General features: G+C 66.1%; 27 protein-coding genes. 13 read left to right on the forward strand and 14 right to left on the reverse strand.

Annotated elements, in window-relative coordinates; genetic code table 11:
- Positions 1 to 60 precede the first annotated feature (60 nt).
- Both purB and ASF09_RS21090 read left to right on the forward strand, forming a co-directional pair.
- Entirely contained in the window at positions 61 to 1,359 is a 1,299-nt protein-coding gene (gene purB / locus ASF09_RS16305) for an adenylosuccinate lyase (protein ID WP_082444356.1), read from the forward strand.
- Between the two features lie 231 nt (positions 1,360 to 1,590).
- Positions 1,591 to 1,719 carry a hypothetical protein gene (locus ASF09_RS21090; RefSeq protein WP_268795639.1) on the forward strand — a complete coding sequence of 43 codons (129 nt, stop codon included), beginning with the start codon at positions 1,591 to 1,593 and terminating at the stop codon, positions 1,717 to 1,719.
- A 68-nt stretch (positions 1,720 to 1,787) separates the two neighbouring features.
- Here the strand turns inward: ASF09_RS21090 and ASF09_RS16310 are convergent, their stop codons facing one another.
- The 4 genes from ASF09_RS16310 to dnaK all read right to left on the reverse strand — a co-directional run bounded on the left by ASF09_RS16310 (position 1,788) and on the right by dnaK (position 5,983).
- On the reverse strand, positions 1,788 to 2,240 hold the full coding sequence (locus ASF09_RS16310) for a TM2 domain-containing protein (RefSeq protein ID WP_060527171.1): 453 nt from the start codon (positions 2,238 to 2,240) through the stop codon (positions 1,788 to 1,790).
- Between the two features lie 75 nt (positions 2,241 to 2,315).
- Positions 2,316 to 2,786, reverse strand: a complete 471-nt coding sequence (locus tag ASF09_RS16315) for a hypothetical protein (RefSeq protein WP_156359406.1) — start codon at positions 2,784 to 2,786, stop codon at positions 2,316 to 2,318.
- Positions 2,787 to 2,820: 34 nt separating this feature from the next.
- Positions 2,821 to 3,954: a molecular chaperone DnaJ gene (gene dnaJ / locus ASF09_RS16320; protein ID WP_060527173.1), complete on the reverse strand. Its 1,134-nt coding sequence runs from the start codon at positions 3,952 to 3,954 to the stop codon at positions 2,821 to 2,823.
- Between the two features lie 121 nt (positions 3,955 to 4,075).
- Entirely contained in the window at positions 4,076 to 5,983 is a 1,908-nt protein-coding gene (gene dnaK / locus ASF09_RS16325) for a molecular chaperone DnaK (protein WP_056055380.1), read from the reverse strand.
- Positions 5,984 to 6,151: 168 nt separating this feature from the next.
- Between dnaK and ASF09_RS16330 the strand changes: the two genes are divergently transcribed.
- The gene (locus ASF09_RS16330) at positions 6,152 to 6,589 is read left to right on the forward strand and encodes a copper chaperone PCu(A)C (protein ID WP_060527174.1); all 438 of its coding nucleotides are present in this window, start codon (positions 6,152 to 6,154) and stop codon (positions 6,587 to 6,589) included.
- On the forward strand, positions 6,586 to 7,050 hold the full coding sequence (locus tag ASF09_RS16335) for a hypothetical protein (RefSeq protein ID WP_060527175.1): 465 nt from the start codon (positions 6,586 to 6,588) through the stop codon (positions 7,048 to 7,050). The genes ASF09_RS16330 and ASF09_RS16335 overlap by 4 nt, the downstream gene beginning before the upstream one ends.
- Positions 7,051 to 7,203: 153 nt before the next feature.
- On the opposite strand, the gene ASF09_RS16340 is transcribed toward ASF09_RS16335, so the two are convergent.
- The 4 genes from ASF09_RS16340 to hrcA form a co-directional block, all read right to left on the reverse strand.
- Entirely contained in the window at positions 7,204 to 7,443 is a 240-nt protein-coding gene (locus ASF09_RS16340) for a hypothetical protein (RefSeq protein ID WP_056065145.1), read from the reverse strand.
- Between the two features lie 107 nt (positions 7,444 to 7,550).
- Complete coding sequence (locus tag ASF09_RS16345; RefSeq protein ID WP_060527176.1) at positions 7,551 to 8,774, reverse strand: threonine synthase; 1,224 nt, start codon at positions 8,772 to 8,774, stop codon at positions 7,551 to 7,553.
- Positions 8,775 to 8,899: 125 nt separating this feature from the next.
- A complete protein-coding gene (gene grpE / locus ASF09_RS16350; RefSeq protein WP_060527177.1) occupies positions 8,900 to 9,439 on the reverse strand; it encodes a nucleotide exchange factor GrpE in 540 nt (179 codons plus the stop codon).
- Positions 9,440 to 9,464: 25 nt separating this feature from the next.
- The gene (hrcA, locus tag ASF09_RS16355) at positions 9,465 to 10,508 is read right to left on the reverse strand and encodes a heat-inducible transcriptional repressor HrcA (RefSeq protein ID WP_056055363.1); all 1,044 of its coding nucleotides are present in this window, start codon (positions 10,506 to 10,508) and stop codon (positions 9,465 to 9,467) included.
- Between the two features lie 255 nt (positions 10,509 to 10,763).
- On the opposite strand from hrcA, the gene rph reads away from it, so the two are divergent.
- Together rph and rdgB are read left to right on the forward strand one after the other, a co-directional pair.
- The gene (rph, locus tag ASF09_RS16360; RefSeq protein ID WP_056055360.1) at positions 10,764 to 11,480 is read left to right on the forward strand and encodes a ribonuclease PH; all 717 of its coding nucleotides are present in this window, start codon (positions 10,764 to 10,766) and stop codon (positions 11,478 to 11,480) included.
- Positions 11,477 to 12,112, forward strand: coding sequence for an RdgB/HAM1 family non-canonical purine NTP pyrophosphatase (gene rdgB, locus ASF09_RS16365; RefSeq protein ID WP_060527178.1), 636 nt, complete (start codon positions 11,477 to 11,479; stop codon positions 12,110 to 12,112). The genes rph and rdgB overlap by 4 nt, the downstream gene beginning before the upstream one ends.
- A gap of 130 nt (positions 12,113 to 12,242) precedes the next feature.
- On the opposite strand, the gene ASF09_RS16370 is transcribed toward rdgB, so the two are convergent.
- A complete protein-coding gene (locus ASF09_RS16370) occupies positions 12,243 to 13,040 on the reverse strand; it encodes an EAL domain-containing protein (protein WP_443025031.1) in 798 nt (265 codons plus the stop codon).
- 67 nt (positions 13,041 to 13,107) lie between these two features.
- On the reverse strand, positions 13,108 to 13,665 hold the full coding sequence (locus tag ASF09_RS16375; protein ID WP_060527179.1) for a CAP domain-containing protein: 558 nt from the start codon (positions 13,663 to 13,665) through the stop codon (positions 13,108 to 13,110).
- Positions 13,666 to 13,708: 43 nt separating this feature from the next.
- On the opposite strand from ASF09_RS16375, the gene hemW reads away from it, so the two are divergent.
- The gene (gene hemW, locus ASF09_RS16380; protein ID WP_060527180.1) at positions 13,709 to 14,881 is read left to right on the forward strand and encodes a radical SAM family heme chaperone HemW; all 1,173 of its coding nucleotides are present in this window, start codon (positions 13,709 to 13,711) and stop codon (positions 14,879 to 14,881) included.
- Positions 14,882 to 14,912: 31 nt separating this feature from the next.
- Here hemW and ASF09_RS16385 read toward each other — a convergent pair whose 3' ends face one another.
- Positions 14,913 to 16,115, reverse strand: a complete 1,203-nt coding sequence (locus ASF09_RS16385) for a penicillin-binding protein activator (protein WP_060527181.1) — start codon at positions 16,113 to 16,115, stop codon at positions 14,913 to 14,915.
- 10 nt (positions 16,116 to 16,125) lie between these two features.
- Between ASF09_RS16385 and rsmI the strand changes: the two genes are divergently transcribed.
- The 4 genes from rsmI (at position 16,126) to ASF09_RS16405 (ending at position 19,371) form a co-directional block, all read left to right on the forward strand.
- Entirely contained in the window at positions 16,126 to 16,974 is an 849-nt protein-coding gene (gene rsmI, locus ASF09_RS16390) for a 16S rRNA (cytidine(1402)-2'-O)-methyltransferase (RefSeq protein WP_156359413.1), read from the forward strand.
- Positions 16,975 to 17,097: 123 nt separating this feature from the next.
- The gene (locus ASF09_RS19860) at positions 17,098 to 17,451 is read left to right on the forward strand and encodes a YraN family protein (RefSeq protein WP_082444357.1); all 354 of its coding nucleotides are present in this window, start codon (positions 17,098 to 17,100) and stop codon (positions 17,449 to 17,451) included.
- A 200-nt stretch (positions 17,452 to 17,651) separates the two neighbouring features.
- Positions 17,652 to 18,605 carry a glutathione synthase gene (gene gshB, locus ASF09_RS16400; protein ID WP_060527184.1) on the forward strand — a complete coding sequence of 318 codons (954 nt, stop codon included), beginning with the start codon at positions 17,652 to 17,654 and terminating at the stop codon, positions 18,603 to 18,605.
- 166 nt (positions 18,606 to 18,771) lie between these two features.
- Complete coding sequence (locus tag ASF09_RS16405; protein WP_060527185.1) at positions 18,772 to 19,371, forward strand: DedA family protein; 600 nt, start codon at positions 18,772 to 18,774, stop codon at positions 19,369 to 19,371.
- On the opposite strand, the gene ASF09_RS16410 is transcribed toward ASF09_RS16405, so the two are convergent.
- Entirely contained in the window at positions 19,368 to 20,273 is a 906-nt protein-coding gene (locus tag ASF09_RS16410; RefSeq protein WP_235529863.1) for a tyrosine recombinase XerC, read from the reverse strand. The genes ASF09_RS16405 and ASF09_RS16410 overlap by 4 nt on opposite strands.
- A gap of 62 nt (positions 20,274 to 20,335) precedes the next feature.
- Between ASF09_RS16410 and ASF09_RS16415 the strand changes: the two genes are divergently transcribed.
- A complete protein-coding gene (locus ASF09_RS16415) occupies positions 20,336 to 21,799 on the forward strand; it encodes a diguanylate cyclase domain-containing protein (protein WP_060527186.1) in 1,464 nt (487 codons plus the stop codon).
- Between the two features lie 80 nt (positions 21,800 to 21,879).
- Positions 21,880 to 24,051: a primosomal protein N' gene (locus ASF09_RS16420; RefSeq protein ID WP_060527187.1), complete on the forward strand. Its 2,172-nt coding sequence runs from the start codon at positions 21,880 to 21,882 to the stop codon at positions 24,049 to 24,051.
- A 182-nt stretch (positions 24,052 to 24,233) separates the two neighbouring features.
- Here the strand turns inward: ASF09_RS16420 and ASF09_RS16425 are convergent, their stop codons facing one another.
- Positions 24,234 to 24,488, reverse strand: coding sequence for an ATP synthase F1 subunit epsilon (locus ASF09_RS16425; protein ID WP_056055328.1), 255 nt, complete (start codon positions 24,486 to 24,488; stop codon positions 24,234 to 24,236).
- Between the two features lie 118 nt (positions 24,489 to 24,606).
- A complete protein-coding gene (atpD, locus tag ASF09_RS16430; RefSeq protein ID WP_056488474.1) occupies positions 24,607 to 26,088 on the reverse strand; it encodes a F0F1 ATP synthase subunit beta in 1,482 nt (493 codons plus the stop codon).
- Positions 26,089 to 26,104: the final 16 nt, after the last annotated feature.

The following is a 26,104-nucleotide window of genomic DNA, read 5'->3' on the forward strand; positions in this document are numbered from 1 at the left end:
TAACGGGGACCGCCACCGCAGCATCGCTTTCACGCCCGATATCAGCCCCGAGGAAACCCGATGGTCCCCCGCTATTCCCGCCCCGACATGGTCGCGATCTGGACGCCCGAAGCGCGCTTCAAGATCTGGTTCGAGATCGAGGCACACGCCACCGACGCGCTCGCCGAACTTGGCGTGGTCCCCAAGGAAGCCGCCGCCGCGATCTGGGAAAAGGGCGCTTTCGAGGTCGACCGGATCGACGAGATCGAGCGCGAGACCAAGCACGACGTCATCGCCTTCCTGACCAACGTCGCCGAGCATGTCGGCCCCGAGGCGCGCTTCATGCACCAGGGCATGACCTCGTCAGACGTGCTCGACACGTGCCTGGCGGTGCAGCTGGCGAAGGCGAGCGACATCCTGATCGCCGATCTCGATGCACTGCTGGTGGTGCTCGAACGCCGTGCGCGCGAGCACAAGATGACGCCGACGATCGGTCGCAGCCACGGCATCCACGCCGAGCCGGTGACGTTCGGGCTGAAGCTCGCGCAGGCCCATGCCGAGTTCGCCCGCAACCGCGCACGGCTGGTCGCGGCGCGCGAGGACGTCGCGACCTGTGCGATCTCGGGCGCGGTTGGCACGTTCGCGAACATCGATCCGTTCGTCGAGGAGTATGTTGCGGGCAAGCTAGGGCTGTCGGTCGAGCCCGTCTCGACGCAGGTCATCCCGCGCGATCGCCATGCGATGTTCTTTGCGACACTCGGCGTGATCGCCAGCTCGATCGAGCGGCTCGCGACTGAGGTTCGGCATTTGCAGCGGACCGAAGTGCTTGAGGCGGAAGAGTTCTTCTCGCCCGGCCAGAAGGGGTCGTCGGCGATGCCGCACAAGCGCAATCCGGTGCTGACCGAGAACCTGACCGGCCTTGCGCGGATGGTGCGCGGCTACGTCACGCCGGCGATGGAGAATGTCGCGTTGTGGCACGAGCGCGATATTTCGCATTCGTCGGTCGAGCGCTACATCGGCCCGGATGCGACGATCACGCTCGACTTCGCGCTCGCGCGGCTGACCGGGGTGATGGACAAGCTGGTCGTCTACCCCGAGCGGATGTTGAAGAACCTCAACAAGATGGGCGGCCTCGTCCATTCGCAGCGCGTGCTGCTGGCGCTGACGCAGGCGGGGGTAAGCCGCGAGGACGCGTATCGCCTAGTGCAGCGCAATGCGATGAAGGTGTGGGATTCGGACGGCGCGCTGTCACTGCTCGAACTACTCAAGGCGGATCCGGAAGTGACGCTGTCGGATGCCGAACTCGAGGATAAGTTCGACCTCGGCTATCATCTGAAGCACGTCGACACGATCTTCACCCGAGTATTCGGCGCGGCCTGAAGACTGGGCGAAGGTTGCTCCCCTTCCTGAAAGGGAGGGGTTGGGGTGGGTAGGCTGGCTCGAGCCACCCCGCCTGGAATTCGCGGAGGCCGACCCACCCCCTGCCCCTCCCTTTCAGGGAGGGGGGACCGTCGCGGTTCGAGCCAATGCGACGCCCGATCGCGCCAAAGTGCACGCAACGCAATTGCGATTACGCGTTACAAAATTGCGACAACGCGCAACTAAGTCCATATGCCGCTTGCCGGATATTGTTCCGGCATCGGAGACCTACCCATGCGCATGTTCGAAACCGTGACCAGCACCATGCTGGCGATCGCGGCTCAAGCGCTGGTGGTCGGGGTGGTCATCACCGCCTTCTGATCCATCGGCCCGCCCGCCCCCTCCCGAGGGGGCGCGGCTAGGCCGGGAGTTTCAAGACCCGCTAACGACTACCGTTTGCGCGGATAGCGCGCGGCGAATTCCTCGTCGGACATCACCAGATAGCGGATCATGTCGATCAACGCCCAGGGCGCGCTGATGACCAGGCCGACGACCGTGAGCGTGAGCACCAGCATGACGATCCCGGAGCCGGTCCGGCCGAGGTAGAAGCGGTGGATGCCGAGTGTGCCGATCACGAACGCCATCACCGCCGCGACATATTTGTTGCGGTCGTTGGTGGGGAGTGCCTCGGGCGGTACGGCGCGACGCGGACCTCGCGCGGTGGGCATCGGAAAGACGCTGAGCGCGCGGTCGTTGGCCGCCTCGAAATCGACCTCGATACCGATCGCGGGTTCGCCGCGATGCGCCCAATCCTCGCGAGCGAACCGGTAACGCTGCCCGTCCTGCCCCGCGACGAGCCCTTCGCCCGTGCGGGGATCGACGCCTAAAACCTGTCCGCGCATATCATTCCTCAGTGTTCGTTTCGCATTCTGGCGGATGATGCGGATCAGGCAAGCTTGAACTCATGCTTTGCCAGATCAGGCGGCGAGCGCGGTTTGACGCCAATGTCTGTCGTCGTCGTTGTCGGCATCCGTCGATCGCATTTTCCGCGAGCGGATCGCACGCTTGTGCGCCTTCGCACCCGGGCGGCGAGTGCAGACGCTGATCCAGCCCGTCATGAAGGTCCGAACGCGCAGGCTGGATGCCGCAGCGGCCAGCGCCATGAGAATGTCGACATAGGCCGAAACCTCGAACGTCGTGATCCAGATCGCGACATCGGGGGCGGCCAGAGTGAGCAGCCTGATGCCGTCGCCTTCGCCGACGAGCGTGACCATCGCGGCCGTCAGCATCAGCAGGAACATGACGGCGGCATCGCCCCGCGTGAGCCGTGCCAACCGCGCCGCAGGCTTGTCGATCAGCACTCGGCGCAGTGCCTTGCCGATCGGCGTCTGGGGGGCGGTGGCCATGACCAGCCAACAGGTGATCGCGGTGAAAAGACATGCCAGCATTGCGCCCCCCTTTAGTTCAGTATCCTAGTCTAACTTATTCCCCCGCGAACACGCCCTTCAGCTTGGCGAAGAAGCCTTGGCTGGCCGGGCATTCGTCGCCTGTTTCCGTCTCGCGGAACATCTCGAGTAGTTCCTTCTGGCGGTTGCTGAGACGCGTGGGGGTTTCGACGTCGATCTGGACGACGAGGTCGCCGTGGCCGCGGCCTTGCAGGACGGGCATGCCGGCGCCGCGTTGGCGGAGTTGCTTGCCCGACTGGATGCCGGCGGGGATCTTCACCTCGTGCGTGCGACCGTCGAGGCCGGGGATCGAGAGCGATCCACCCAACGACGCGACCGTGAAGCTGATCGGTGCGCGCGCGAACAATGTCGTGCCTTCGCGCTCGAACAGATTGTGCTTGGTCACGTGAAGGAAGATGTAGAGGTCGCCGGACGGTGCGCCGCGGGCGCCCGCCTCGCCTTCGCCCGACATGCGGATGCGCGTGCCTTCGTCGACGCCGGGAGGGACGTTGATCGACAGCGTCTTGGTCTTCTCGACGCGACCTTCGCCGCGGCAATCGGGGCACGGGTCGGCGATGACTTCGCCAGCACCGTTACAGACCGGGCAGGCCCGCTCGACCACGAAGAAGCCCTGCTGCGCACGGACTTTGCCGTGACCGCCGCAATGCTGGCAGGTCTTCGCGCGCGTGCCGACCTTCGCGCCCGAGCCGTCGCAGGTATCGCAAAGCGCGGAGACGTCGATCGTGATCTCGGTCGTCTTGCCGTGGAACGCTTCTTCCAGGCTGACTTCCATGTCGTAGCGCAGGTCCGCGCCGCGCCGTGCCGCCGAGCGACCGCCGCCACGCTGCGCGCCGCCCATGAATTCGCCGAAGACGCTTTCGAAGATGTCGCTGAAGCCGCCGAAATCCTGCGCGCCGCCGCCGTGACCGCCGCCGCCGCCGTTCTGGAACGCGGCATGGCCGAAGCGATCATAGGCCGCGCGCTTCTGCGGGTCCTTGAGGCACTCGTACGCCTCGCTGACCGCCTTGAACTGCGCCTCGGAATCCTTGCAGCCGGCATTCTTGTCCGGGTGATATTTCATCGCGAGCTTGCGGTAGGACGACTTGATCGTCCCCGCATCCGCGGTCCGCTCGCATTCGAGCAGTTCGTAATAATCTGTCTGGGTACTCATAGCGGCCCTCTTAGCCCTCTCCCCTCCGGGGAGAGGGTTGGGTGAGGGGCAGTTCCACACGGCAGCGCGCGGAACTGCCCCTCCCCCCGGCCCTCTCCCATGAAGGGAGAGGGAGTTTCGGTTACGCCTTCGGGTTGTCGTCGACTTCCGAGAACTCGGCGTCGACGACGTCGTCGTCCTTCTTCGCCGCATCACCATCAGCCGACGGCGAAGCGTCCGCCTGGGCCTGCTTCTCGTAGATCGCCTGGCCGAGCTTCATCGCGACCTGAGCGAGCGCGGTGCTCTTCTCGGTCATCGCATCCGCATCGCCGCTCTCGACCGCAGCCTTGGTCGCGTCGATCGCAGCCTGGATCTCGGTCTTCAGCGACTCGTCGACCTTGTCGCCGTTGTCCGCCAGCTGACGCTCGGTGGTGTGGACCAGCGACTCGGCGTTGTTCTTCGCCTCGGCGCCCGCACGACGCTTCTTGTCCTCCTCGGCGAAGGTCTCGGCATCGCGGACCATCTGGTCGATGTCGTTGTCCGAAAGACCGCCCGATGCCTGGATGCGGATCTGCTGCTCCTTGCCGGTGCCCTTGTCCTTGGCAGAGACGCTGACGAGGCCGTTGGCATCGATGTCGAACGTGACCTCGATCTGCGGCACGCCGCGCGGTGCGGGCGGGATGCCGACGAGATCGAAATTGCCGAGCATCTTGTTGTCGGCGGCCATCTCGCGCTCGCCCTGGAACACGCGGATCGTCACCGCGCCCTGGTTGTCGTCGGCGGTCGAATAGGTCTGCGACTTCTTGGTCGGGATCGTCGTGTTACGATCGATCATCCGGGTGAACACGCCACCCAGCGTCTCGATACCGAGCGACAGCGGCGTCACGTCGAGCAGCAGCACGTCCTTCACGTCGCCCTGCAGCACGCCGGCCTGGATCGCGGCGCCCATCGCGACGACCTCGTCCGGGTTGACGCCGGTGTGCGGCTCCTTGCCGAAGAACTGCTTCACGACTTCACGCACGCGCGGCATGCGGGTCATGCCGCCGACCAGCACGACTTCGGAGATGTCCTCGGGCTTCAGGCCACCGTCTGCCAGCGCCTTGCGGCAAGGCTCGAGCGTGCGCTTGACCAGGTCCTCGACCATCCGCTCCAGGTCGGCGCGGGTGATCGACTTCACCAGATGCTTCGGCCCGTTCTGGTCCGCGGTGATGAAGGGCAGGTTGACCTCGGTCGACTGTGCCGAGCTGAGCTCGATCTTCGCCTTCTCGGCGGCTTCCTTCAGACGCTGCAGCGCCAGCTTGTCCTTGGCGAGGTCGATGCCCTCGGCCTTCTTGAACTCGTCGGCGAGATACTGGACGATCTTGTTGTCGAAATCCTCACCGCCGAGGAACGTGTCGCCATTGGTGGCCTTCACCTCGAACACGCCGTCGCCAATCTCGAGCACCGAGATGTCGAACGTGCCGCCGCCGAGATCGTAGACCGCGATCGTCTTGCCGTCCTGCTTGTCGAGGCCATAAGCCAGCGCCGCCGCGGTCGGCTCGTTGATGATGCGCAGCACTTCGAGACCGGCGATCTGGCCGGCGTCCTTGGTCGCCTGGCGCTGGGCGTCGTTGAAGTACGCGGGCACTGTGATGACCGCCTGCGTGACCGTCTCGCCGAGATACGACTCGGCGGTTTCCTTCATCTTCTGCAGCGTGAACGCCGAGATCTGCGACGGCGAGTAATCCTTGCCACCGGCCGAGACCCAGGCGTCGCCGTTCGGGCCGCGCGAGATCTTGTACGGGACCAGCTCGGTGTCCTTCTTGGTGATCGGATCGTCGAAACGACGGCCGATCAGGCGCTTCACCGCGAAGATGGTGTTGTCGCCGTTCGTCACTGCCTGGCGCTTGGCCGGCTGGCCGACCAGTCGCTCGCCATCCTTGGCGAACGCGACGATCGACGGCGTGGTGCGCGCGCCCTCGGAATTCTCGATGACCTTGGGCTTGCCGCCTTCCATCACGGAAACGCAGCTGTTGGTCGTGCCGAGATCGATACCGATTACTTTAGCCATGAGTTCTAATTAGCCCCTCACTTGAAACGAAAATACGAAATCCGCTCCACCCCGTTTCGGAGGCGGAACCTTTCTGATGATTGGCGCGATATAGGTGGCCTCGCGCTTGCCGCAAGATTGTACCGGTCATAGGATGCACAAGAGGCAACCCCCGGGGAAAGTTAACCTATGCGTATCGTTTTCGGACTGGGTGTTGCCGCTATGGCACTGGCGTCGTGTTCGCAGCCCAAGGAACTCGCCGTGGACGGGGCGTGGGTGCGGCTCGGCGCGGTCACCGGGCGGCCTGCGGCGGCGTACTTCACGGTGCATGGCGGGCCAACGCCGGCGACGCTGATCTCGGTCACGACAGATGTCGCGATCAAGTCCGAGATGCACGAGACGATGGACAAGGGCGGCCTGTCGACAATGGCGCCGCTGACCCGCGTGGAAATTCCCGCGAACACCGACGTAGCGTTCGCGCCGGGTGGTCGGCATGTGATGTTGTTCAACATGAACTCGGGAATCAAGCCCGCCGATCGCGTGATGCTGACGTTCGCGTTTGCCGATGGGACGCGAATCATAAACAACGCGACCGTGGTCGCGGCGGGGACTCCGGTCGGGAAGTGAAGCGCACGCTGACCGAGGGGGAGACGGCGCTCGCGGCGTCGGTGTTCGGGGGTGCGATCGATTACTCTTCGGTAAGTTTAGCCCGCAGCAAATGGGCGTTCTTCCAGCCTCGCGATACGGTGATGGCGCCGCGCGGGTGCATCCACTTTCACCCCAAGGGCGATCTCTGGTGCGACGACTTCGCGCACGCGAACCTGAGTTTGCAAGGGCTGTTCGTCCACGAGATGACGCACATCTGGCAGCATCAGCGCGGCGTGTTCCTGCCCTTGGCGCGGCATCCCTGGTGTCGGTACGACTATGCGTTCCGGCCCGGCGTGGCGCTGCACCGCTACGGTATCGAGCAACAGGGCGAAATCGTGCGGCATGCCTTCCTGCTGCGCGCGGGAGCGAAGGTTGCGGGCGCGCCGCCGCTTGCGCAGTATGAGACGGTGCTGCCGTTTACGCCGTTAGTGTCGGCCTAGCCGGATCACGGTTGTCGTTGGGACCAATCCACCCCGTCACCCCGGACTTGTTCCGGGGTCCACCGTTCCGCGAACTCAAAAACCGATGAGCATGCGGAACTGTGGATGCCGGAACAAGCCCGGCATGACGAAGAGGGTCAAACCAATCCGGTCTTAGAGCCAGCTACGCCCATCCGGCCCGGCACAGCCATAAGGCGGCAATTGCCCCGGGAACCGCGCCTGCATCTTGTGGCAGCCCCACGCGCGCATCGGCCCCGGTGCATAGCCGTTCAGCGCGATGCCGACCTCGTCATACGGGCTCGAGCCGCGCGCAACGTACATGTACCAGCGACCGCCGAACATCACCGCCGCCGCGATGAGCACGACGCAAACGACCTGGACGATTTTCTGCATTGGGAACCCCTTTTGTAAATAAGGGCGCCCCGTTGCAGTCAACATGGATCAATTTCAACCACCGATCTGGTAGATCGCGATCCACCCGAACAGCAAAAATCTGCCGTTTACAGCGCGTCGAAATCGATAGGTCGTGTCCTATCAAGCGCTTGCGGCGCTTCGGGCATCGGATATTTCAATCCAGTCGCGCAGTTGAAAAGAACGACCTTGTCGTCCTCGTCGACCAGCCCGGTGTTCAGCGCCTGATGATACGCCGCCAACGTCGCGCCACCCTCGGGGCATAGCAGCAACCCGTCCTGCTTCGCCGCCGCATCGACCGCCTTCAGAATCGCCGGATCGCCGACCGCCAATGCCTGCCCGCCGCTCTCGCGAACCGCGCGGAGGATCAGGAAGTCGCCGACCGCCTTCGGCACGCGGATGCCGGCCGCGACGGTGCTGGCATCCTCCCAACGCTCGGCATGCTCCTCGCCCGCCTCGAACGCGCGGACGATCGGCGCGCAGCCGCTCGCCTGCACCGCGAACATCTTGGGGCGCTCCGAGCCGATCCAGCCGAGCGTCTCGAGTTCGTCGAACGCCTTCCACATCCCGATCAGCCCGGTGCCGCCACCGGTCGGATAGAAGATCGCATCCGGCAGTTTCCAGCCGAACTGCGCGGCGAGTTCGAGCCCCATCGTCTTCTTGCCCTCGATCCGATAGGGCTCCTTCAGCGTCGAAAAATCGAACCAGCGGCCCTCCGCGGCCCCCTTGCCGACGATCGCGCCGCAATCGTCGATCAGGCCGTTGACCCGCCAGACGCGCGCGCCCTGCATCGCGATCTCGCGAACGTTGATCTCGGGGGTGTCGTCGGGGCAGAATACGATCGTCTCGATTCCGCAGCGTGTTGCGTAAGCCGCAAGTGCCGCGCCAGCGTTGCCGTTGGTCGGCATCGCGATCTTCGTGACGCCAAGCTCCTTCGCCATCGCGACGGCCATGACGAGGCCTCGGGCCTTGAACGACCCGGTCGGAAGGCGACCTTCGTCCTTCACGAGCACGTTGGGGCCGCCGGACTTGGTCAGCGGCACAAGAGGCGTCTCGATCTCGCCAAGGCTGACGATGTTGGACGTGTGACGAACCGGAAGTAACTCGCGCCAGCGCCACAGATCGGTCGGTCGCGCCTCGATCGTGTCGCGCGAAACCGCGGACCGCACCGCGTCGAGGTCGTAGCGGACGAGCAACGGTCGCCCGGCGCGCGAGAGCCCATGAAGTTGGTCCGCCTCGTACCGCTCGCCGATGATCGAGCATTCGAGATGCGTGACGAAGGTCTGGCGATCGGTCGTGAGGTTCTGGTTCATCGCTGCTCTCCCCCCTCCCTGGAAGGGAGGGGTCGGGGGTGGGTCGGTCTGGGGCGGGCGCACTGATAGCCAACTGGCCGACCCACCCCCAGCCCCTCCCTGTCAGGGAGGGGAGCAAGACGGTGTCAGCCCGCCTTGGCGACGCCGACCATCGCCGGACGCAGCAGGCGGTCCTTGATCATGTAGCCCGCCTGCATTTCCTGGACGATCGTCCCGGCAGGCTGGTCGCTCGGGATTTCGAGCATCGCCTGGTGCTTGTTAGGATCGAGCATCTGGCCCTCCGCGGCAATCTTGGTGATGCCGTGGCGCTGGAACACGCTCTCCAGCTCGCGACCCGTCGCTTCGAGCCCGGTTACGAGGCCCTTCATCTTGTCATCAGCGCGGAGGTCGGCCGGGATTGCCGACAGGCCCCGCGAGAGGTTGTCGGCGACCGACAACACGTCGCGCGCGAATGCGGTGGCGGCATAGGCGCGCGCGTCCTGCGCTTCCTTCTCGGCGCGGCGGCGGACGTTCTGGATCTCGGCCTGCGCGTAGAGGACGTTCTGCTTGGCCTCGGCGAGCTGGTTCTCGAGCTCGGCGACGCGGTCGTTCGACGCCACTTCGGGCGCGGCCTCGGCGGTCTCTTCGCGCAGGTCTGCAGGCGTGTTCTGGTCGATGTCGGACATGGTTTTCCCTATAATTTGGGCCGGCTCAACCCATCAACCGGGCGAGCGTTGCAGCCGTGAAATCCACCATGGGCACGACGCGCGCATAGTTCAACCGCGTCGGCCCGATCACTCCGACCACGCCGACCACCCGGCCGTCCAATCCACGGAACGGTCGAGCTATCACCGAAGACCCTGACAACGCGAACAATTTGGTCTCCGCGCCGATGAAAATCCGGGTCGAATCGCCGGCTCGCGCGCTGTCCAGAAGCGATGCGACTTCCTGCTTTCCCTCGAGATCGTCGAGCAGGTCGCGGACGCGGTCGAGATCGGCGGCGGCGGCGGCATCGATCAGCCGCCCCTGCCCGCGCACGATCAGCACCGGGCGGCGATCCGCATCCTCGCTCCACACCGCGATGCCGCGCTCGACCAGCGTCCGCGCCGCGCCATCGAGCGCCGCCTGACCGTCCGCCAGTTCGCGTTCGATACGGGTCCGCGCGTCCGCTAGCGTCAGGCCGCCGAGCGTCGCCGACATGTAGTTGCCCGCCTCGACCAGCGCGGACGGCGACATGCCCTTAGGCAGTGCGATCACGCGATTCTCGACCGAGCCGTCCTCGCTGACCAGCACCGCCAGCGCCTGTTCGGGCGACAACGCGACGAACGCGATCTGGCGCAGTTTCAGTTCGCGCTTGGGCACCATCACCAGCCCGGCGCAGGCCGACAGCCCAGAGAGCGCGAGCGTGGTCGCGGCAAGCGCCTCCTCGACCGGGCCACCGACGCCGGCACGCGCCTCGATCGTCTGGCGCTCCTCGAACGACGGTTCCATCGCCTGCATCATGCCGTCGACGAACAGCCGCAAGCCCCGGTCGGTCGGCATGCGGCCGGCGCTGGTATGCGGGCTGGCGAGCAGGCCGAGACCTTCGAGTTCGCCCATCACGCCGCGAATCGACGCGGGTGAGAGGCTGAGACCGGTCAGCTGCGCGATCGTCTTCGACCCGACCGGCGTGCCGCTTGCGAGGTAGCTGTCGACGACGGCGCGAAAAATGTCGCGCGCGCGATCGGTCAGTTCGGTGACGGGGGGCGTGGCCATCGCTTTGATCTAGGGCGGATCGACGGGCGTACAAAGAGGAATGCACCTCCTCACCCGTCATCCTGACGAAAGTCAGGATCCAGAGTAACCGAGTGCTGTCCTTCGTGACTCTGGATCCTGACTTTCGCCAGGATGACGGTGGGCTCGTCAGGATGACGGGCTCTTTCGTCAGGATGAGGGCGGTGGTTGGGCTGGCGAGCGACCAAACGAAAGGCTAGGCAGCGGGCAACCACTCACTCCCGTTAGGATAAGACTATGCGCCCATCCGGCCGCGCCCCAGACCAGATGCGTGCGATCACGATCGAGCCGCGCTTCACCAAGCATGCCGAGGGCTCCGTCCTGATCGGCTTCGGCGACACCAAGGTGCTCGTCACCGCCAGCGTCGAGGAGAAAGTGCCGCCGTTCATGCGCGGCAAGGGCGAAGGCTGGGTGACCGCCGAATACGGCATGCTCCCGCGCGCAACCAACACGCGCAACAACCGCGAAGCCGCCAAGGGCAAGCAGTCGGGCCGCACGCAGGAAATCCAGCGGCTGATCGGCCGTTCGCTCCGCGCAGTCGTCGACCTCAAGCTGCTCGGTGAGCGCCAGATCGTGATCGACTGCGACGTGATCCAGGCGGATGGCGGCACGCGCACCGCGTCGATCTCGGGCGGCTGGGTCGCACTGCGGCTCGCCATCGATGGCCTGCTGGCGAGCGGCAAGCTGACCGCCGACCCGCTGACGCAGAAGGTCGCGGCGATCAGCTGCGGCATCTACCAGGGCAATCCGGTGCTCGACCTCGACTATATCGAGGATTCGGGCGCGGATGCGGACGCGAACTTCGTGCTGCTGGAGAACGGCAACATCGCCGAGGCACAGGCGACCGCCGAGGGCGCTACGTATGATGAGGAGGCGCTGCTTCGCCTGCTCCGTCTCGCGCGGATCGGCTGCACCGACATCTTCGCCGCCCAAGCGAAAGCCGTCGCCAAGTGAGCGGCGAGGGCAAGGAACCGCAGGCGATCCGCAAGCTCCAGCCGGGCAAGCTGGTCATCGCCAGCCACAACAAGGGCAAGGTCCGCGAGATCGCCGCGTTGCTCGAAGGGCGCGGGCTGGAAGTCGTCTCCGCCGCCGAGCTCGATCTGCCGGAGCCCGTCGAGACGGGCACGACCTTCTTCGCGAACGCCGAGCTGAAGGCGCGCTCGGCCGCCGACCTATCGGGCTATCCCGCGCTGGCGGACGATAGCGGGCTGTGCGTCGATGCGCTGGGTGGTGACCCGGGCGTCTATACGGCGGATTGGGCGGAAACCCCCAACGGTCGCGACTGGAATATGGCGATGCAGAAGGTCGAGGACGCGATCGTCGCCAAGGGTCCGAATGCGACGCGCGGTGCGCATTTCGTCAGCGTGCTCGCGTTGGCATGGCCGGACGGTCATGTCGAATGGTTCGAAGGCCGCGCCGAGGGTACGCTGATATGGCCACCGCGCGGCAATGTCGGGTTCGGCTACGACCCAGTGTTCGTGCCGCTCGGCTACGACCAGACCTATGCCGAATTGCCACACGAGACGAAGAACGCGATCAGCCACCGAAACGAGGCGTTCAAGCTGCTGGAAGCTGCGGTGTTCTAGGCGACCCGGCGGGGGAAGGCCTCCGCCGCGCTTCTCGTCATCCTGACGAAAGTCAGGACCCAGAGCCATTAAGGGCACCGCCCGTTACTCTGGATCCTGACTTTCGTCAGGATGACGGTGGAGATGTGGTTCAGACTGCTAACGCATGCTTCTCGGGCCACATCACCGTAGGCAGCGCCTCGAACGCGGGTTTCGCCAGCAGATACCCCTGGATGTACCGCACACCGAGACCTCGCAGGGCCTCGAACTCGCCAAGCGTCTCGACTCCCTCGGCGATCACCGTAATCCCCAGCGACGTGCACATCCGCAGCATCCCCTCGACGATCATCCGCCGCGGCAGGCTCGTGTCGATGTCGCGGATCAGCTCCATGTCGAGCTTGATGATGCCCGGCTGGAACCGCGCGAGCAGGTTAAGCCCGGCATGCCCCGCACCGAAATCGTCGAGCGCCGTCCCGAAGCCCATCTTCTGATACGTCGCGATGATGTTCGCGACATGCACGGGATCGAGCATCTCCTCGTTCTCGGTGAACTCGAAGATCAGGCGATCGGTCGGCAACCCAACCGCGCTCGCAGTCTTCAGCGTCAACTGGATGCACGCCGCCGGCGAATAGACCGCGTTCGGGAGGAAGTTGATCGATAGCCGCGCGGGCGTATCGAGCAGCCCGGCCTTCACCGACGCCACGATCGCACGCACCCGGCATTGCTGGTCGAACGCGTAGAGGTTCTCCGCATCCACCTGGCAGAGCACGCTCGCCGCCGACTGCCCCTCGGGCCCGCGCACCAGCGCCTCATAGGCGAAGACGGTCTCGGTCTCGATATCGACGATCGGCTGGAACGCCATCGAGAAGCCGAAGGTCAGGCCAGCGCCGTCGCGGCAACCGGCACAACCACCGGGACGCGGCACATCAAAATGAGATGGTGAGGTCATTAAGGCAGGTTAACCTCGGTCCACTTAAGAAAGTGCGACCGCCGCCGCGGTCATCGCTTGCTCCAGATCAATACGCACGCTCGCCGACGACATTTCCCGGCGGTGAATAGCGGCAGACGAGATAGTCGTCGGTCGTGTTGCTCGCCATCGCGCAGCCGACCTGCGTGGAGCCGCGCCAGACGATCTGCGTATAGTGCGCGACGTCCTCGAAATTGCCGGTGCGGCTGAAACCGGGGGTCGGCATGTTGATGAAATCGCGTTTCTCGGCGACCCAGTGGCCCATCATCTCGGAATACGCATACGCATAGCGTGTGCCGGTCCACAAATTCTCGCCTTCGCGAGTCATGCCCTGCGGCTGCGGTGCGTGCGCGAACTTGCGGGTCCGCGCCATCTGCTCGGCATAGGCGCGCGCGGTGGTCGCCAGCGTATCGCTCCACGTCAGCGGCGCCACGCCGACCGCGGCACGCGCGGCGTTGTGACCATCGATCATCGCAGTCTTGAGCAGCGCCGCCCCGCGGGGGGCCGGCGTCATCGTATCACGGCGCTCGACGACGCGTTCCGGCCCTTGTGCGCACCCCGCGATCGCGAGCATCGCGGCAAGCGCCCAACCCAACCGTGCCGTCATTGCGCTTCCTTCGGCCGCCCCTTGCGACCATATGCGCCAGATAATGCCCGTCTTCGAAACACCAAGCCCCGACGCTCCTCCAGCGGGCGATCTCGCGCTCTACGTCCATTGGCCGTTCTGCGTATCGAAATGCCCGTATTGCGACTTCAACAGCCATGTTCGCGACGACGTCGATCAGGCTGCGTGGCGCGCCGCACTCCTGACCGACTTGGCGCACGAGGCGAGCGTGTTGCCGGGGCGGAAATTGCAGTCGATCTTCTTCGGCGGCGGCACCCCTTCGCTGATGCCCCCCGCGACCGTCGCCGCGGTACTCGATGCGGCGGAAAAGGCTTGGGGGTTCGCGGAAGGAATCGAGATCACGCTGGAGGCGAACCCGTCCTCGGTCGAAGCCGCGCGGTTTGCCGACCTGGCGCGCGCCGGGGTGAACCGGGTGTCGCTGGGGCTGCAATCGCTCGACGATCAGGCGTTGAAGTTCCTCGGTCGCGCGCATGACGTGAACGAGGGACAGGCTGCGCTCGCGACCGCGCAGAGCGTGTTTCCCCGCGTCAGTTTCGACCTGATCTATGCGCTGCCGGGCCAGCGGCTCGACGACTGGCGCGCCGAACTCGCGCGCGCGCTCAGTCTCGGGACCGAGCATCTGTCGCTGTACCAGTTGACGATCGAAGCGGGGACACGGTTTGCGACCGAAGCGCTCGCGGGCCGGATCGTGATCCCGGACGGCGACTCGGCGGCCGACCTGTTCGAGGCGACGCGCGCGGATACCGCCGCTGCGGGGCTGCCCGCGTACGAGACGTCGAACCATGCGCGGCCGGGATCGGAGAGCCGCCACAATCTCGCTTACTGGCGCTATCAGGATTACGCGGGCATCGGTCCCGGCGCGCATGGCCGCCGCGGTGGGCTGGCGACGGTACGCCGGAAAAAGCCGGAGAACTGGCTGGCAGCGATCGACCGCAACGGCCACGGCATGGAAGTCGAGGACCCGCTGACGCCGTCGACCCGCGCGACCGAGGCTTTGCTGATGGGGTTGCGGTTGGCCGAAGGGGTCGACTTAGACCGGATTACCGCGCTGAACGCCGGCGTCGTGCCGGTGGATCTGGCTGCGGTGGCTCGGCTTGAGGAGTTGGGGCTGATCGCACACACGCCGGGCCGATTGCGCGTTACCGAAGCCGGCGCCCTACTCCTCGATGCGATCCTGCCTGAGATCGTTACCGCCTGATTTGTTCACCCGCGAAGGCGGGTGAACAAGCTTACTTCCCGAACCCGGCCGGCGCAGGCGAGACCACGGTAGTCGTGCCCCCACGGATTTCCTTCACCTCCAGCGCGCGCTCGGCGACGTTGTCCTTGCCGAAGCGGAAGGCGCCATCGATGCCGGCGAAGCCGTCGCCGTCGCGCAGGCGTTTCACCGGGAACGGCGTGCCGGGCTTCCAATCGCGCGCGATGCGGACCGTCAGCAGGACCGAATCATAGCCGAGGCTCGACAGGCGGTACGGCCCTGCGCCGAACCGCGCGCGGTATTTGGCGGCGTATTGGCGGTACAGCGTGTCCGAGACGCTGGCGTACCATGCGCCCGACAGCGCTGGCTTGGCGGCGATCCCAGCGTCGGAGTTCCAGAGTTCGGTGCCGAGGATGCGCGTCGTCGCGCCGCTGCCGCGCTTGACCATCGCCGCCGCCGAGGCTGCGGTGGCGCCACCGTCGGCGATCAGGACCGCGTCATAGGGCGCTTTCGCCGCGAGCCGCGTGACGGCGCCGGAAATGCCACCGGGGCCCCGGGCGTAGGTCTGGAGCGAAACGACCTGACCGCCCGCACCTTCGACCGCGCGGAGGAACGCGGTGGATGCACGCTCGCCGTACAGGCCGTTGGGGACGAGCCCGGCGAAGTTGCTCACGCCGCGCTCCTTCGCGAAATCGACGACGCGCGCGATCGACTGAGTCGGGACATAGCCCATCAGATACGCGCCGTCGCCCGCCACGCCGAGATCGTTGGAGAAGCTCAGCACCGGAATGTTCGCAGCGCGCGCGATCGGCGCGACCGCGCGGACGTCGTCGGCGAGCAGCGGCCCGAGGATCAGCTGCGCGCCCTCGGCGATCGCACGCTGCGCGGCAGCCGCGGCACCGGTCGCGGTGTCGTAGTTGGTGATGCGAACGCGCTGGTTCTGCGTATCCAGCAGGGCCAGCATCGTCGCGTTGGCGATCGAGGTGCCGACACCCGCGTTGCTGCCCGACAGCGGCACGAGCAGCGCGACGCGATTACGCTCGGCATCGCGCGGAATACCGGTCTCGACGCCGATGTTGGGGCGATCGGCGGGACGCGTGGTCGGGCGCTGCTGCGACGGCTCGACCGGACCACGCGGCACGATCGTCTGGCACGCACCGAGCAGGCACGCTGCGGCAAGAGTCGCCCATCGCCCGATGGTACGTGTCGATTGCCCTATCGTCGTCGCGTCTGCCATGACCGTCCCCATGAACCCTGAAACTCTTCTCGATCCCGGCCTCTACATCGTCGCGACCCCGATCGGCAATCTTGGCGATCTGTCGCCGCGTGCCGCCGACATCCTGCGCAGGGCCGACGTGATCGCGGTCGAGGACAGCCGCGTCACCGCCGGGCTGCTCCGTCACATCGGCACGAAGACGCCGATGGTGCCGTATCACGATCACAGCGCGGAGGGGGTACGCCCGGCGCTGATCGCGCGGATGGCGACGCAGGCAGTGGCTTTGGTGTCGGACGCGGGGACGCCGCTGATTTCCGATCCCGGGTTCAAGCTGGTCCGCGATGCGCGTGCCGCGGGGCATCTGGTAGTGACGATTCCGGGGCCGTGTGCGGCGGTGGCGGCGCTGACGCTGGCGGGGCTGCCGACCGACCGGTTCCTGTTCGTGGGGTTCCTGCCGTCGAAGCTGCACGCGCGGGCTGAGGCGATCGCGGAGGTCTCGACGATCCGCGCGACTCTGGTGATGTACGAGTCGGGGCCGCGGTTGGGGGCGTGCCTCGCGGCGCTGGCGGAAGGGCTCGGCGACCGCGAAGCCGCAGTGACGCGCGAGATCAGCAAGAAGTTCGAGGAGGCGGTGACCGGCACGCTCTCGACGCTCGCTGCGCGCTATGCGGATGCGCCGCCGCGGGGGGAGATCGTGATCGTCGTCGCACCACCGGGCGAGGCGCCGCCGGCGAGTGCCGAGGACGGAGACGCGGCGCTAGCGGAGGCGCTCACCCGCCTGTCGACCGGGCAGGCTGCGAGCGAGGTGGCGAAGAAGCTCGGGCTCGATCGCAAGGCGCTCTACGCTCGGGCGCTGGAATTGAAGGCGGAAAAGGGATGATCGCCCTTCTTCCCCCCTCCCTGGAAGGGAGGGGTCGGGGGTGGGTCGGCTGCTTGGCTGGCGGTCCCGAGTCCCAGCGGCCTACCCACCCCCGACCCCTCCCTTTCAGGGATGGGAGCAGGGATGCGTGATCGTCGTTCCGCCGAGATTGCTGGCCGCAGAGGAGAGCGGCTGGCGGGGTGGTGGCTGCGCCTCAAAGGCTGGACCATCCTCGATCGCCGGGTCCGCACGCCCGCCGGTGAGGTCGATCTCGTCGCGCGAAAGGGAAACCTTGTTGCATTCGTCGAGGTAAAAACCCGCGCGACCGCCGCCGAACTCGACTTCGCGATCGACGAGCGCCGCCTCGCCCGCGTCGCCGCAGCCGCAGAGTATCTGATGCCGCGCTATGCCGGCCCCGGCGACGATATCCGCGTTGACGTAATCCTGCTCGCCCCCGGCACGCGTCCGCGCCATATCGAGAATGCGTGGATCGGCTGACGCCTCGACCATTCGTGGCGAAACCTCACAAACCTTTCGTCATCTTGACGAAAGTCAGGATCTAGAGCCACTAAGGCATGCCCTCAATTACCCTGGATCCTGACTTTCGTCAGGATGACGGGGCTGATTGAAGCGACGCCGCCCGGTGACTTCACGTCCGCCCGCGCCTACATGCGCTCGACCGAACAGAAGGAAGACGCATGAGCCTCACCGTCGCCGTCCAGATGGACCCGCTCGACAGCATCAACATCGCCGGCGATTCGACCTTCGCGCTGATGTTGTCCGCACAGGCTCGCGGCCACAAACTCTTCCACTACTCCGCCGAGGACCTGAACTACCGCGACGGCCGCGTCTGGGCGAAGGCGCATCCGGTCACCGTGCAGCGTGTCGTCGGCGATCACTTCTCAGCAGGAGAGCCGGTGAACCTCGACCTCGGCGACGAGGCCGACATCGTGCTGATGCGCCAGGATCCCCCGTTCGATCTCGGCTATATCACCGCGACGCATCTGCTCGAGCGGATCGCCGACAAGACGCTGGTCGTGAACGATCCCGCGCAGGTGCGGAACGCGCCCGAGAAGGTGTTCGTGCTCGACTATCCGCAGTTCATGCCGCCGACGCTCGTCACCCGCTCGCTCGACGAGGCGCGGAGATTTCTCGCGGAACACGGCGCGATCGTCATCAAGCCGCTGCACGGCAACGGCGGCAAGGCGATCTTCAAGGTCGAGTCGGACGGCGCGAATCTGTCGGCGCTGATGGAGGTCTTCAACATAACGTGGCGCGAGCCGCACATGGTGCAGGCGTTCCTCCCCGACGTCGCGAAGGGCGACAAGCGCATCGTGCTGATCGACGGCCAGGTCGCGGGCGCGATCAACCGGCTGCCGGGCGAAGGCGAGATCCGCTCGAACCTCGCGGTTGGCGGGTCGGCGGAGAAGTCGGTGCTGACCGACAAGGAGCGCGAGATCTGCGCGGTACTCGGGCCGGAACTGAAGAAGCGCGGGCTGTTGTTCGTCGGGATCGACGTGATCGGTGGCACGTGGCTGACCGAGATCAACGTGACGTCGCCGACCGGGATCGTCGCGATCGAGAAGTTCGATGGGACCGATGTCGCGGGGATGATCTGGGACGCGATCGAGGCGAAGGTCGCGGCGCGGTAACTGGAACGAAGATACACCCTGGCGAAGGCCGGGGCCCAATTTGGAAGGTCGCGGTCACGGGAGCGCTGTCTTCCGTCATTACCGTCCCCCAATTGGGCCCCGGCCTTCGCCGGGGTGGTGTGATATCGGCGGAACACATCCGGCCTCTTGGCAGTATGTGATACCCATGACCGAATTCATCCTCGATCTCATCGCCTGGGGCGGATATTTCGGTATCTTCCTGTTGATGGCGCTCGAGAATATCGTGCCCCCGGTGCCGTCCGAAGTGATCATGGGGCTCGGCGGCATGGCCGTCGCGCGCGGCGACATGAGCGTCGTGCCGCTGATCGCCTGGGGTACCGCGGGCTCGGTCGTCGGCAATTACTTCTGGTATTATATCGGCCGCAACATCGGCTACGAACGCTTCCGCCCGTTCATCGAGCGCAACGGCCGCTGGCTCACGATGGAATGGTCCGACGTCGAGAAGATCCACCGCTTCTGCACGAAGCGCGGCGGCTGGGTGATCTTCGTGTTCCGGTTCATGCCGACTTTCCGCACCGTCATCTCGCTGCCCGCGGGGATGACGCGCATGCCGATCTGGCAGTTCGTCGTATGGACCGCGGCGGGCAGCGCGATCTGGAACATCGTGCTGACCTATGCGGGCATCCTGCTCGGCTCGCATTTCTCCGAACTCGATCGCTATGTCGGGCCGGTCGCGGTGGCGACGTTCGTGGTCATCATCATCGGCTATGGCTGGCGCGTGCTGACCTGGAAACCGAAGGGCTAGACGCCGCCATGCGGGTGGGCGTTACGATAGACGTCCATAAGGTGTGCTGCATCGACCTGCGTGTAGATCTGCGTCGAACTCAGGCTCGCATGGCCCAACAGCTCCTGAAGCGCGCGCAGATCCGCTCCTCGCCCCAGCAAATGCGTCGCGAAACTGTGGCGCAGCGCATGCGGCGTCGTCCGGTCGCCGAGCCCGAGCCGGGCACGCGCGCCGCGCACCGAGCGCCGTACCACCACCGCCGACAGCGGCCCGCCCTTCGCGCCCCGGAACAGCGGTGCGTCGGGCGCGATCGGCCACGGCGTCTGCGCGACATACGCCTCGATCGCCGCGCGCACCTTGGGCAGCAACGGGACCATCCGCGCCTTCGACCGCTTGCCGGTAACGACCAGCGTCTCGCCAAGCGGCAGGATCGCCCCCGGCAACGCGAGCGCCTCGCCGATCCGCAGCCCCGCACCGTATAGCAGCAACAGCACCGCCCAATCCCGCGCGCCGATCCACGGCTCGGCCGCATCCTCGGCGACGTCTTCGGCCAGCGCGATCGCCTCGCCCGGAGAGATCGGTCGCGGCAGGCCCTTCTTCACGCGCGGGCCCCGGATCCGCGGCTGCTCGGCATCGTCGTTGGCCCAGGCCAGGAAGCCCCGCACCGCGGACAGCTCGCGCGCCGCCGATGCGTTGCCGAGCCCCGAATCTCGACGATACGCCAGATACGCGCGCAGATCGGCGGCGGTCACGCGCACCAGCGTCGCGCGTTCGACCCGCTCGCCCCAATGATCGATCAGGAATGCCGTCAGGCGTTCCGCCGACGCCTGATAGGCGCGCACCGTATGCACCGACCGTCGCCGATCTCGCGTCAGATGGTCCGCCCAGAGCATCGACGGCGGCAGGTCTGTCGTGGTCCCCATAACGGACACTAACCTGCTCCAGCAGCAAAGGAAAATTAACATCCCTTCGGTATCCAACAGCCATGTCGCCGAAAGACCTCGTCACAAACGCATTCGCAGACGAAAAACGGCGCGTTGCCGCGCTTCACGCGCTGGCGTTGCTCGATAGCGCACCCGAACGCGAGTTCGATGCGCTCGTCGAACTCGCCGCCGAAATGCTCGGATGCCCGACCGCGTTGATGACTCTCGTCGATAGCGACCGTCTGTGGATCAAGGCTGCGGCCGGCGGCGAACGCGGCGAGATCAGCCGCGACATTGGCATGTGCGCGTACACGATCCAGAACGAAGCCCCCCTCGTGATCGAAAACCTCGACACCGATTCGCGGTTCGTGGAAAACCCGCTGGTGCTGGCGGATCGCGGCGCGCGTTTCTACGCAGGAGCGGCGATCCATGCGGTCGACGACCGCGGCGAGCGTCATGCGATCGGCTCGATCTGCGTCATCGATTCGGTGCCGCGCAGCTTGAACGACGCAGGCCGTCGCGCGCTCACGCATCTCGCAACCCTGGCCGAGGTGACCGTCGCGGCGCGGTCCGCCGCGCATCAGGCGATCGCCATCGCCACCACCGCGGACCGACAGGCCGCAACGCTCGCGCGGCAGGATCGTATCTTTCGCCAGGCCGAGCGGATGGCGGCGATCGGCTCGTGGCGGACCTCGCTCGACCACCAGCATCTGGACTGGTCGGACGGCGTCTTTCACATCTACGGCCTGCCGGTCGGCCCGGTGCCGGAGATGGAGGTCGCGATGGCGTTCTATCCGCCCCATGCCCGGGACATACTGAGCGCGTGTCTCACGACGACGTTGGAAACGGGCATACCCTTCGACATCGAGGTCGACTTTACCACCGCGCAGGGCGAGCCGCGACGCGTCCGCGTGCTGGGCGAACTCGAGGACGACGCCGGCACGACCATCGGGTTCGTCGGCGTTTTCCAAGACGTGACCGAACGCTATGCGCTCGAATTGAACCTGCGCCGATCCGCCGACACCGATTCGCTCACCGGAATATCCAACCGCGCGGCATTCGATCGGGCGCTCGACGCCGCGATGACTAGGTCGCATACCGACGGCACGCCGCTGCTGCTCGCGCTCATCGACCTCGATGGGTTCAAGGCAATCAACGACACGCTCGGCCATACCTCGGGTGACGACGTGCTGCGTGCGGTCGGCGAGATATTGCAGGCACCCTGGCTCAAGCAGAGCTTTGCCGCGCGGCTGGGCGGTGACGAATTCGGACTGCTGATCGAGGATCCGGGTCTGACCGCGACGCCCGGCTACATCAGTGCGCGACTGGAGGAAGCGCTGCGCTTTCCGATCGCACTCAACGGTCTGGCGATGATCAGTGCCGGGACGGTCGGGATCACCGCGCTGGAGCCGGATTGCCATGCTATCCGCGACTTCATCCACCAGGCCGATACGATCCTCTACAAGGCGAAGCGCGCGCGGGTCGGCGAACGCCGCCGGGGTGGCGATCGCCGCGCCGCCGCCTGACGCCGGACGCCTGACGCCTTCAAGTCGGTGCCTGCTTAGACGGTTCACGTGGAGTCGATCTGTCCCCATATACGGGTACGATGTCGTCCCGCGCCCGTGTCCTGATCCTCAACGCCGCCCTCGGGCCGCTCGACTACCGCGTGCCCGCCGGCATGGAGGTCGGGCCGGGTTCGGTCGTGGTCGCGCCGCTGGGGCCAAGGCAATTGCTCGGCGTGGTGTGGGAGGCGGAGCGGATGCCGTCCGACGCCGAGGTCGGCGACAACCGGTTGCGCAACCTGCTCGCGGTCGCCGACGTCCCGCCGCTGGGCGCGCCGCTACGACGCTTGGTCGAGTGGACGGCGGACTATTATCTCGCACCGGCGGCGTCGGTGTTGCGGATGACGCTGGCGTCGACCTCGGCGCTGGAGGGCGCGCGGACGGCGGTCGAGTACCGGTCGACCGGGGTCGTGCCGCCCCGCCTCACGCCGCAGCGGGAGCAGGCGTTGGAGCGGATCGGTGATCGCCAAGGGCTGATCCGCGAACTCGCCACGACCACCGACGTCAGCGACGCGGTGATCCGCGGGCTGGTGAAGGTGGGCGCGATCGAGGCGGTCGAGGTCAGTTTGGACAGCCCCTACCCCGTCCCGAACCCCGCGCATCACGAACCGGTCCTCTCGGAGGATCAGCGCGCGGCTGCAGACGCGCTGGTCGCGGGGGTGGCGGAGCATGCGTTCCACCCGACATTACTCGACGGCGTGACAGGCTCGGGCAAGACCGAGGTGTATTTCGAAGCGGTCGCTCAGGCGATCCGCGACGGTCGCCAGACGTTGGTACTGCTCCCCGAGATTGCGCTGACCGAGCCGTTCCTGAAACGCTTCCACGATCGGTTCGGCTGCGAGCCGATCGCGTGGCATTCCGGACTGCGCTCGACCCAGCGGCGGCGTGCTTGGCGGGCGATCGCAAGCGGCGAGGCATTGGTGACGGTGGGTGCACGCTCCGCGCTGTTCCTGCCGTACCGCGACCTCGGGTTGATCGTCGTCGACGAGGCGCACGAGACCAGCTTCAAGCAGGAAGAGGGCGTGCATTATCATGCGCGCGACGTCGCGGTCATGCGCGGCAAGTTCGAGGGGTGTCCGGTCATCCTCGCGTCGGCAACGCCCGCGATCGAGACTCGCCAGCAGGTCGCTACCGGGCGTTACGCCGAACTGAAGCTGCCCGGTCGGTTCGGCGCGGCGGAGATGCCGACGATCGAGCCGATCGACCTGATCAAGGAACCGCCCGAGCGCGGCCGCTGGCTCGCCCCGCGGCTCGTCAAGGCGATGCAGGAAACGCTGGAGCGGCGCGAGCAGTCGTTACTCTTCCTCAACCGGCGGGGGTATGCGCCGCTTACGTTGTGCCGGACCTGCGGGCACCGGTTCCAGTGCCCGAACTGCACCGCGTGGATGGTAGAGCATCGCCTCACGCGGCGGCTGGCCTGCCATCATTGCGGGCATATCGAGCCAACGCCGCGCGTATGTCCGGAGTGCAAGGGCGAGGATACGCTCGTCGCCTGCGGACCCGGCGTCGAGCGGATCGCGGACGAGGTGACCGCGCTGTTCCCCGAGGCGAAGACGGCCGTGGTGACCTCGGACACGATCTGGTCGCCCGCCAAGGCGGCCGAGTTCGTTGGGCGGATGGAGGCGGGCGATATCGATATCGTCGTCGGCACGCAGCTGGTGACCAAGGGCTATCACTTCCCCAACCTGACGTTGGTCGGGGTAGTCGACGCGGACCTCGGTCTGGACGGCGGCGACCTCCGCGCGGCGGAGCGCACGTTCCAGCAGATCCGGCAGGTGTCGGGGCGTGCCGGGCGCGGCGAGAAACCGGGCCATGTGTTCATCCAGACGCACAGCCCGGGCGCGCAGGTCATGCAGGCGCTCATCACCGGCGATGCGGATGCGTTCTACGCGGCGGAGACGGACGCGCGGAAGGATGCGGGCGCGCCGCCGTTCGGGCGCTATGCAGCGATCGTGGTGTCGTCGGAGGATCAGTCTTGCGCGCACGATACCGCCAAGCTCGTAGGTCGTAGTGCGCCCGAGGTCGAGGGGATGCAGGTGTACGGGCCCGCGCCGGCGCCTCTGGCGATGTTGCGGGGACGACACAGGTATCGCCTGCTGGTCCATGCGCGACGGGCGCTGGATGTGCAGGATGTGATCCGGGAATGGCTGGGGAAGCTTGACTGGCCGTCGAAGGTGCGGGTGACGGTGGACGTCGACCCGTATAATTTCTTGTAAGCTCGACGTTACGCCATTCCCCTCCCGTCATCCTGACGAAACTCAGGATCCAGGGTAACCCGGGGTTGCGCTCCGTGGCTCTGGATCCTGACTTTCGTCAGGATGACGGAGCAAGAAGACGGCGGATGCCCAATCTGGATTCCCGCCGTCACGGGGAAAAACATCTCAGTTAATTAAAGAGCTTACTCGCCGGCATGTTCGGCGAGGACGGTCAGGCCCTTGGCGTTGACCTCGGCGAAACCGCCCTTGATCGCGATGACCTCGGGGGTGCCGTTCTGCGTGCGGTACACCTGCACGCCGCCGTCGCGGACCGTCGACATGAAGGGCGCGTGGCCTTCGAGGACGCCGAAATCGCCTTCGGTGCCGGGGACGACGACCATGTAGACCTCCTCCGAGCGGACGAGCTTTTCTGGCGTGACGAGTTCGAAATGCAGCATCTTGTTCGCCTTCTCCCTCTCCCCTGCGGGGAGAGGGTCGGGGTGAGGGGCAGTACCGGGCGAGGCGCTCGTGGCGGCCCCTCACCCCAACCCTCCCCTGAAGGGGAGGGAGCTAAGCTTAAGCCTCGGAAGCCATCTTCTCGGCCTTGGCTACGGCTTCGTCGATGCCGCCGACCATGTAGAACGCGGCCTCGGGCAGGTGATCATACTCGCCCTCGACCACCGCCTTGAACGAGCGGACCGTATCCTCGAGCTGGACGAACTTGCCGCTGATGCCGGTGAAGACCTCGGCGACATGGAACGGCTGGCTCAGGAACTTCTGGATTTTACGCGCACGCTGGACGGTGAGCTTATCCTCTTCGCTCAGCTCGTCCATGCCGAGAATCGCGATGATGTCCTGCAGCGACTTGTACTTCTGCAGCGTCGACTGGACGGCACGCGCGGTGTCGTAATGCTCCTGGCCCACCACACGCGGCTCGAGCAGACGCGAGGTCGAGTCGAGCGGATCGACCGCCGGGTAGATGCCCAGCTCCGAGATCGCACGGTTGAGGTTGGTCGTCGCATCGAGATGCGCAAACGACGTCGCCGGTGCCGGATCGGTGAGATCGTCTGCGGGAACGTAAACGGCCTGCACCGAGGTGATCGACCCCTTGTTGGTCGACGTGATGCGCTCCTGCAGCGCGCCCATGTCGGTCGACAGCGTCGGCTGATAGCCCACCGCCGACGGGATACGACCGAGCAGTGCCGAAACCTCTGCGCCCGCCTGCGTGAAGCGGAAGATGTTGTCGACGAAGAACAGCACGTCCTGGCCTTCGACGTCGCGGAAATACTCGGCGATCGTCAGGCCCGACAGCGCGACGCGGGCACGTGCGCCTGGCGGCTCGTTCATCTGGCCGAACACGAGCGCGACCTTCGAGCCCTCCGACTGCGGATTGCCATCGGCGTCCTTGGCGATGACGCCCGCGTCGAGGAACTCGTGGTACAGATCGTTACCCTCGCGGGTACGCTCGCCGACGCCTGCGAACACCGACGTGCCGCCGTGGCCCTTGGCGATGTTGTTGATCAGCTCTTGGATCAGCACGGTCTTGCCGACGCCGGCGCCCCCGAACAGACCGATCTTGCCGCCCTTCGCATACGGTGCGAGCAGATCGATGACCTTGATGCCGGTGACCAGGATCGCGCTCTCGGTCGACTGGTCGACGAACAGCGGCGCCGAGGCGTGGATCGGGGCGGTCGTCTCTGCGCCGACCGGGCCACGCTCGTCGATCGGCTCGCCGATGACGTTGAGAATGCGGCCGAGCGTCTTCGGGCCGACCGGGACGCGGATCTGCGAGCCGGTGTCGGTGACGGTCTGGCCGCGGGTCAGACCCTCGGTGGCGTCCATCGCGATCGTGCGAACGGTGTTCTCGCCGAGGTGCTGTGCGACTTCGAGGACGAGCCGGTTGCCGTTATTGTCGGTTTCGAGCGCCGACAGAATGGCGGGCAAATTGTCGGGGAAATGCACGTCGACGACCGCACCGATGACCTGCGAGATGCGGCCGGTGTTGTTGGTGGCCTTGGGGGCGAGCGTGGTTCCGAGGGTCTCTGGGGCGGTTGCCATTGTCTGCTTCCTTGGA

Source organism: Sphingomonas sp. Leaf242 (assembly GCF_001422045.1).
Taxonomy (GTDB): domain Bacteria; phylum Pseudomonadota; class Alphaproteobacteria; order Sphingomonadales; family Sphingomonadaceae; genus Sphingomonas.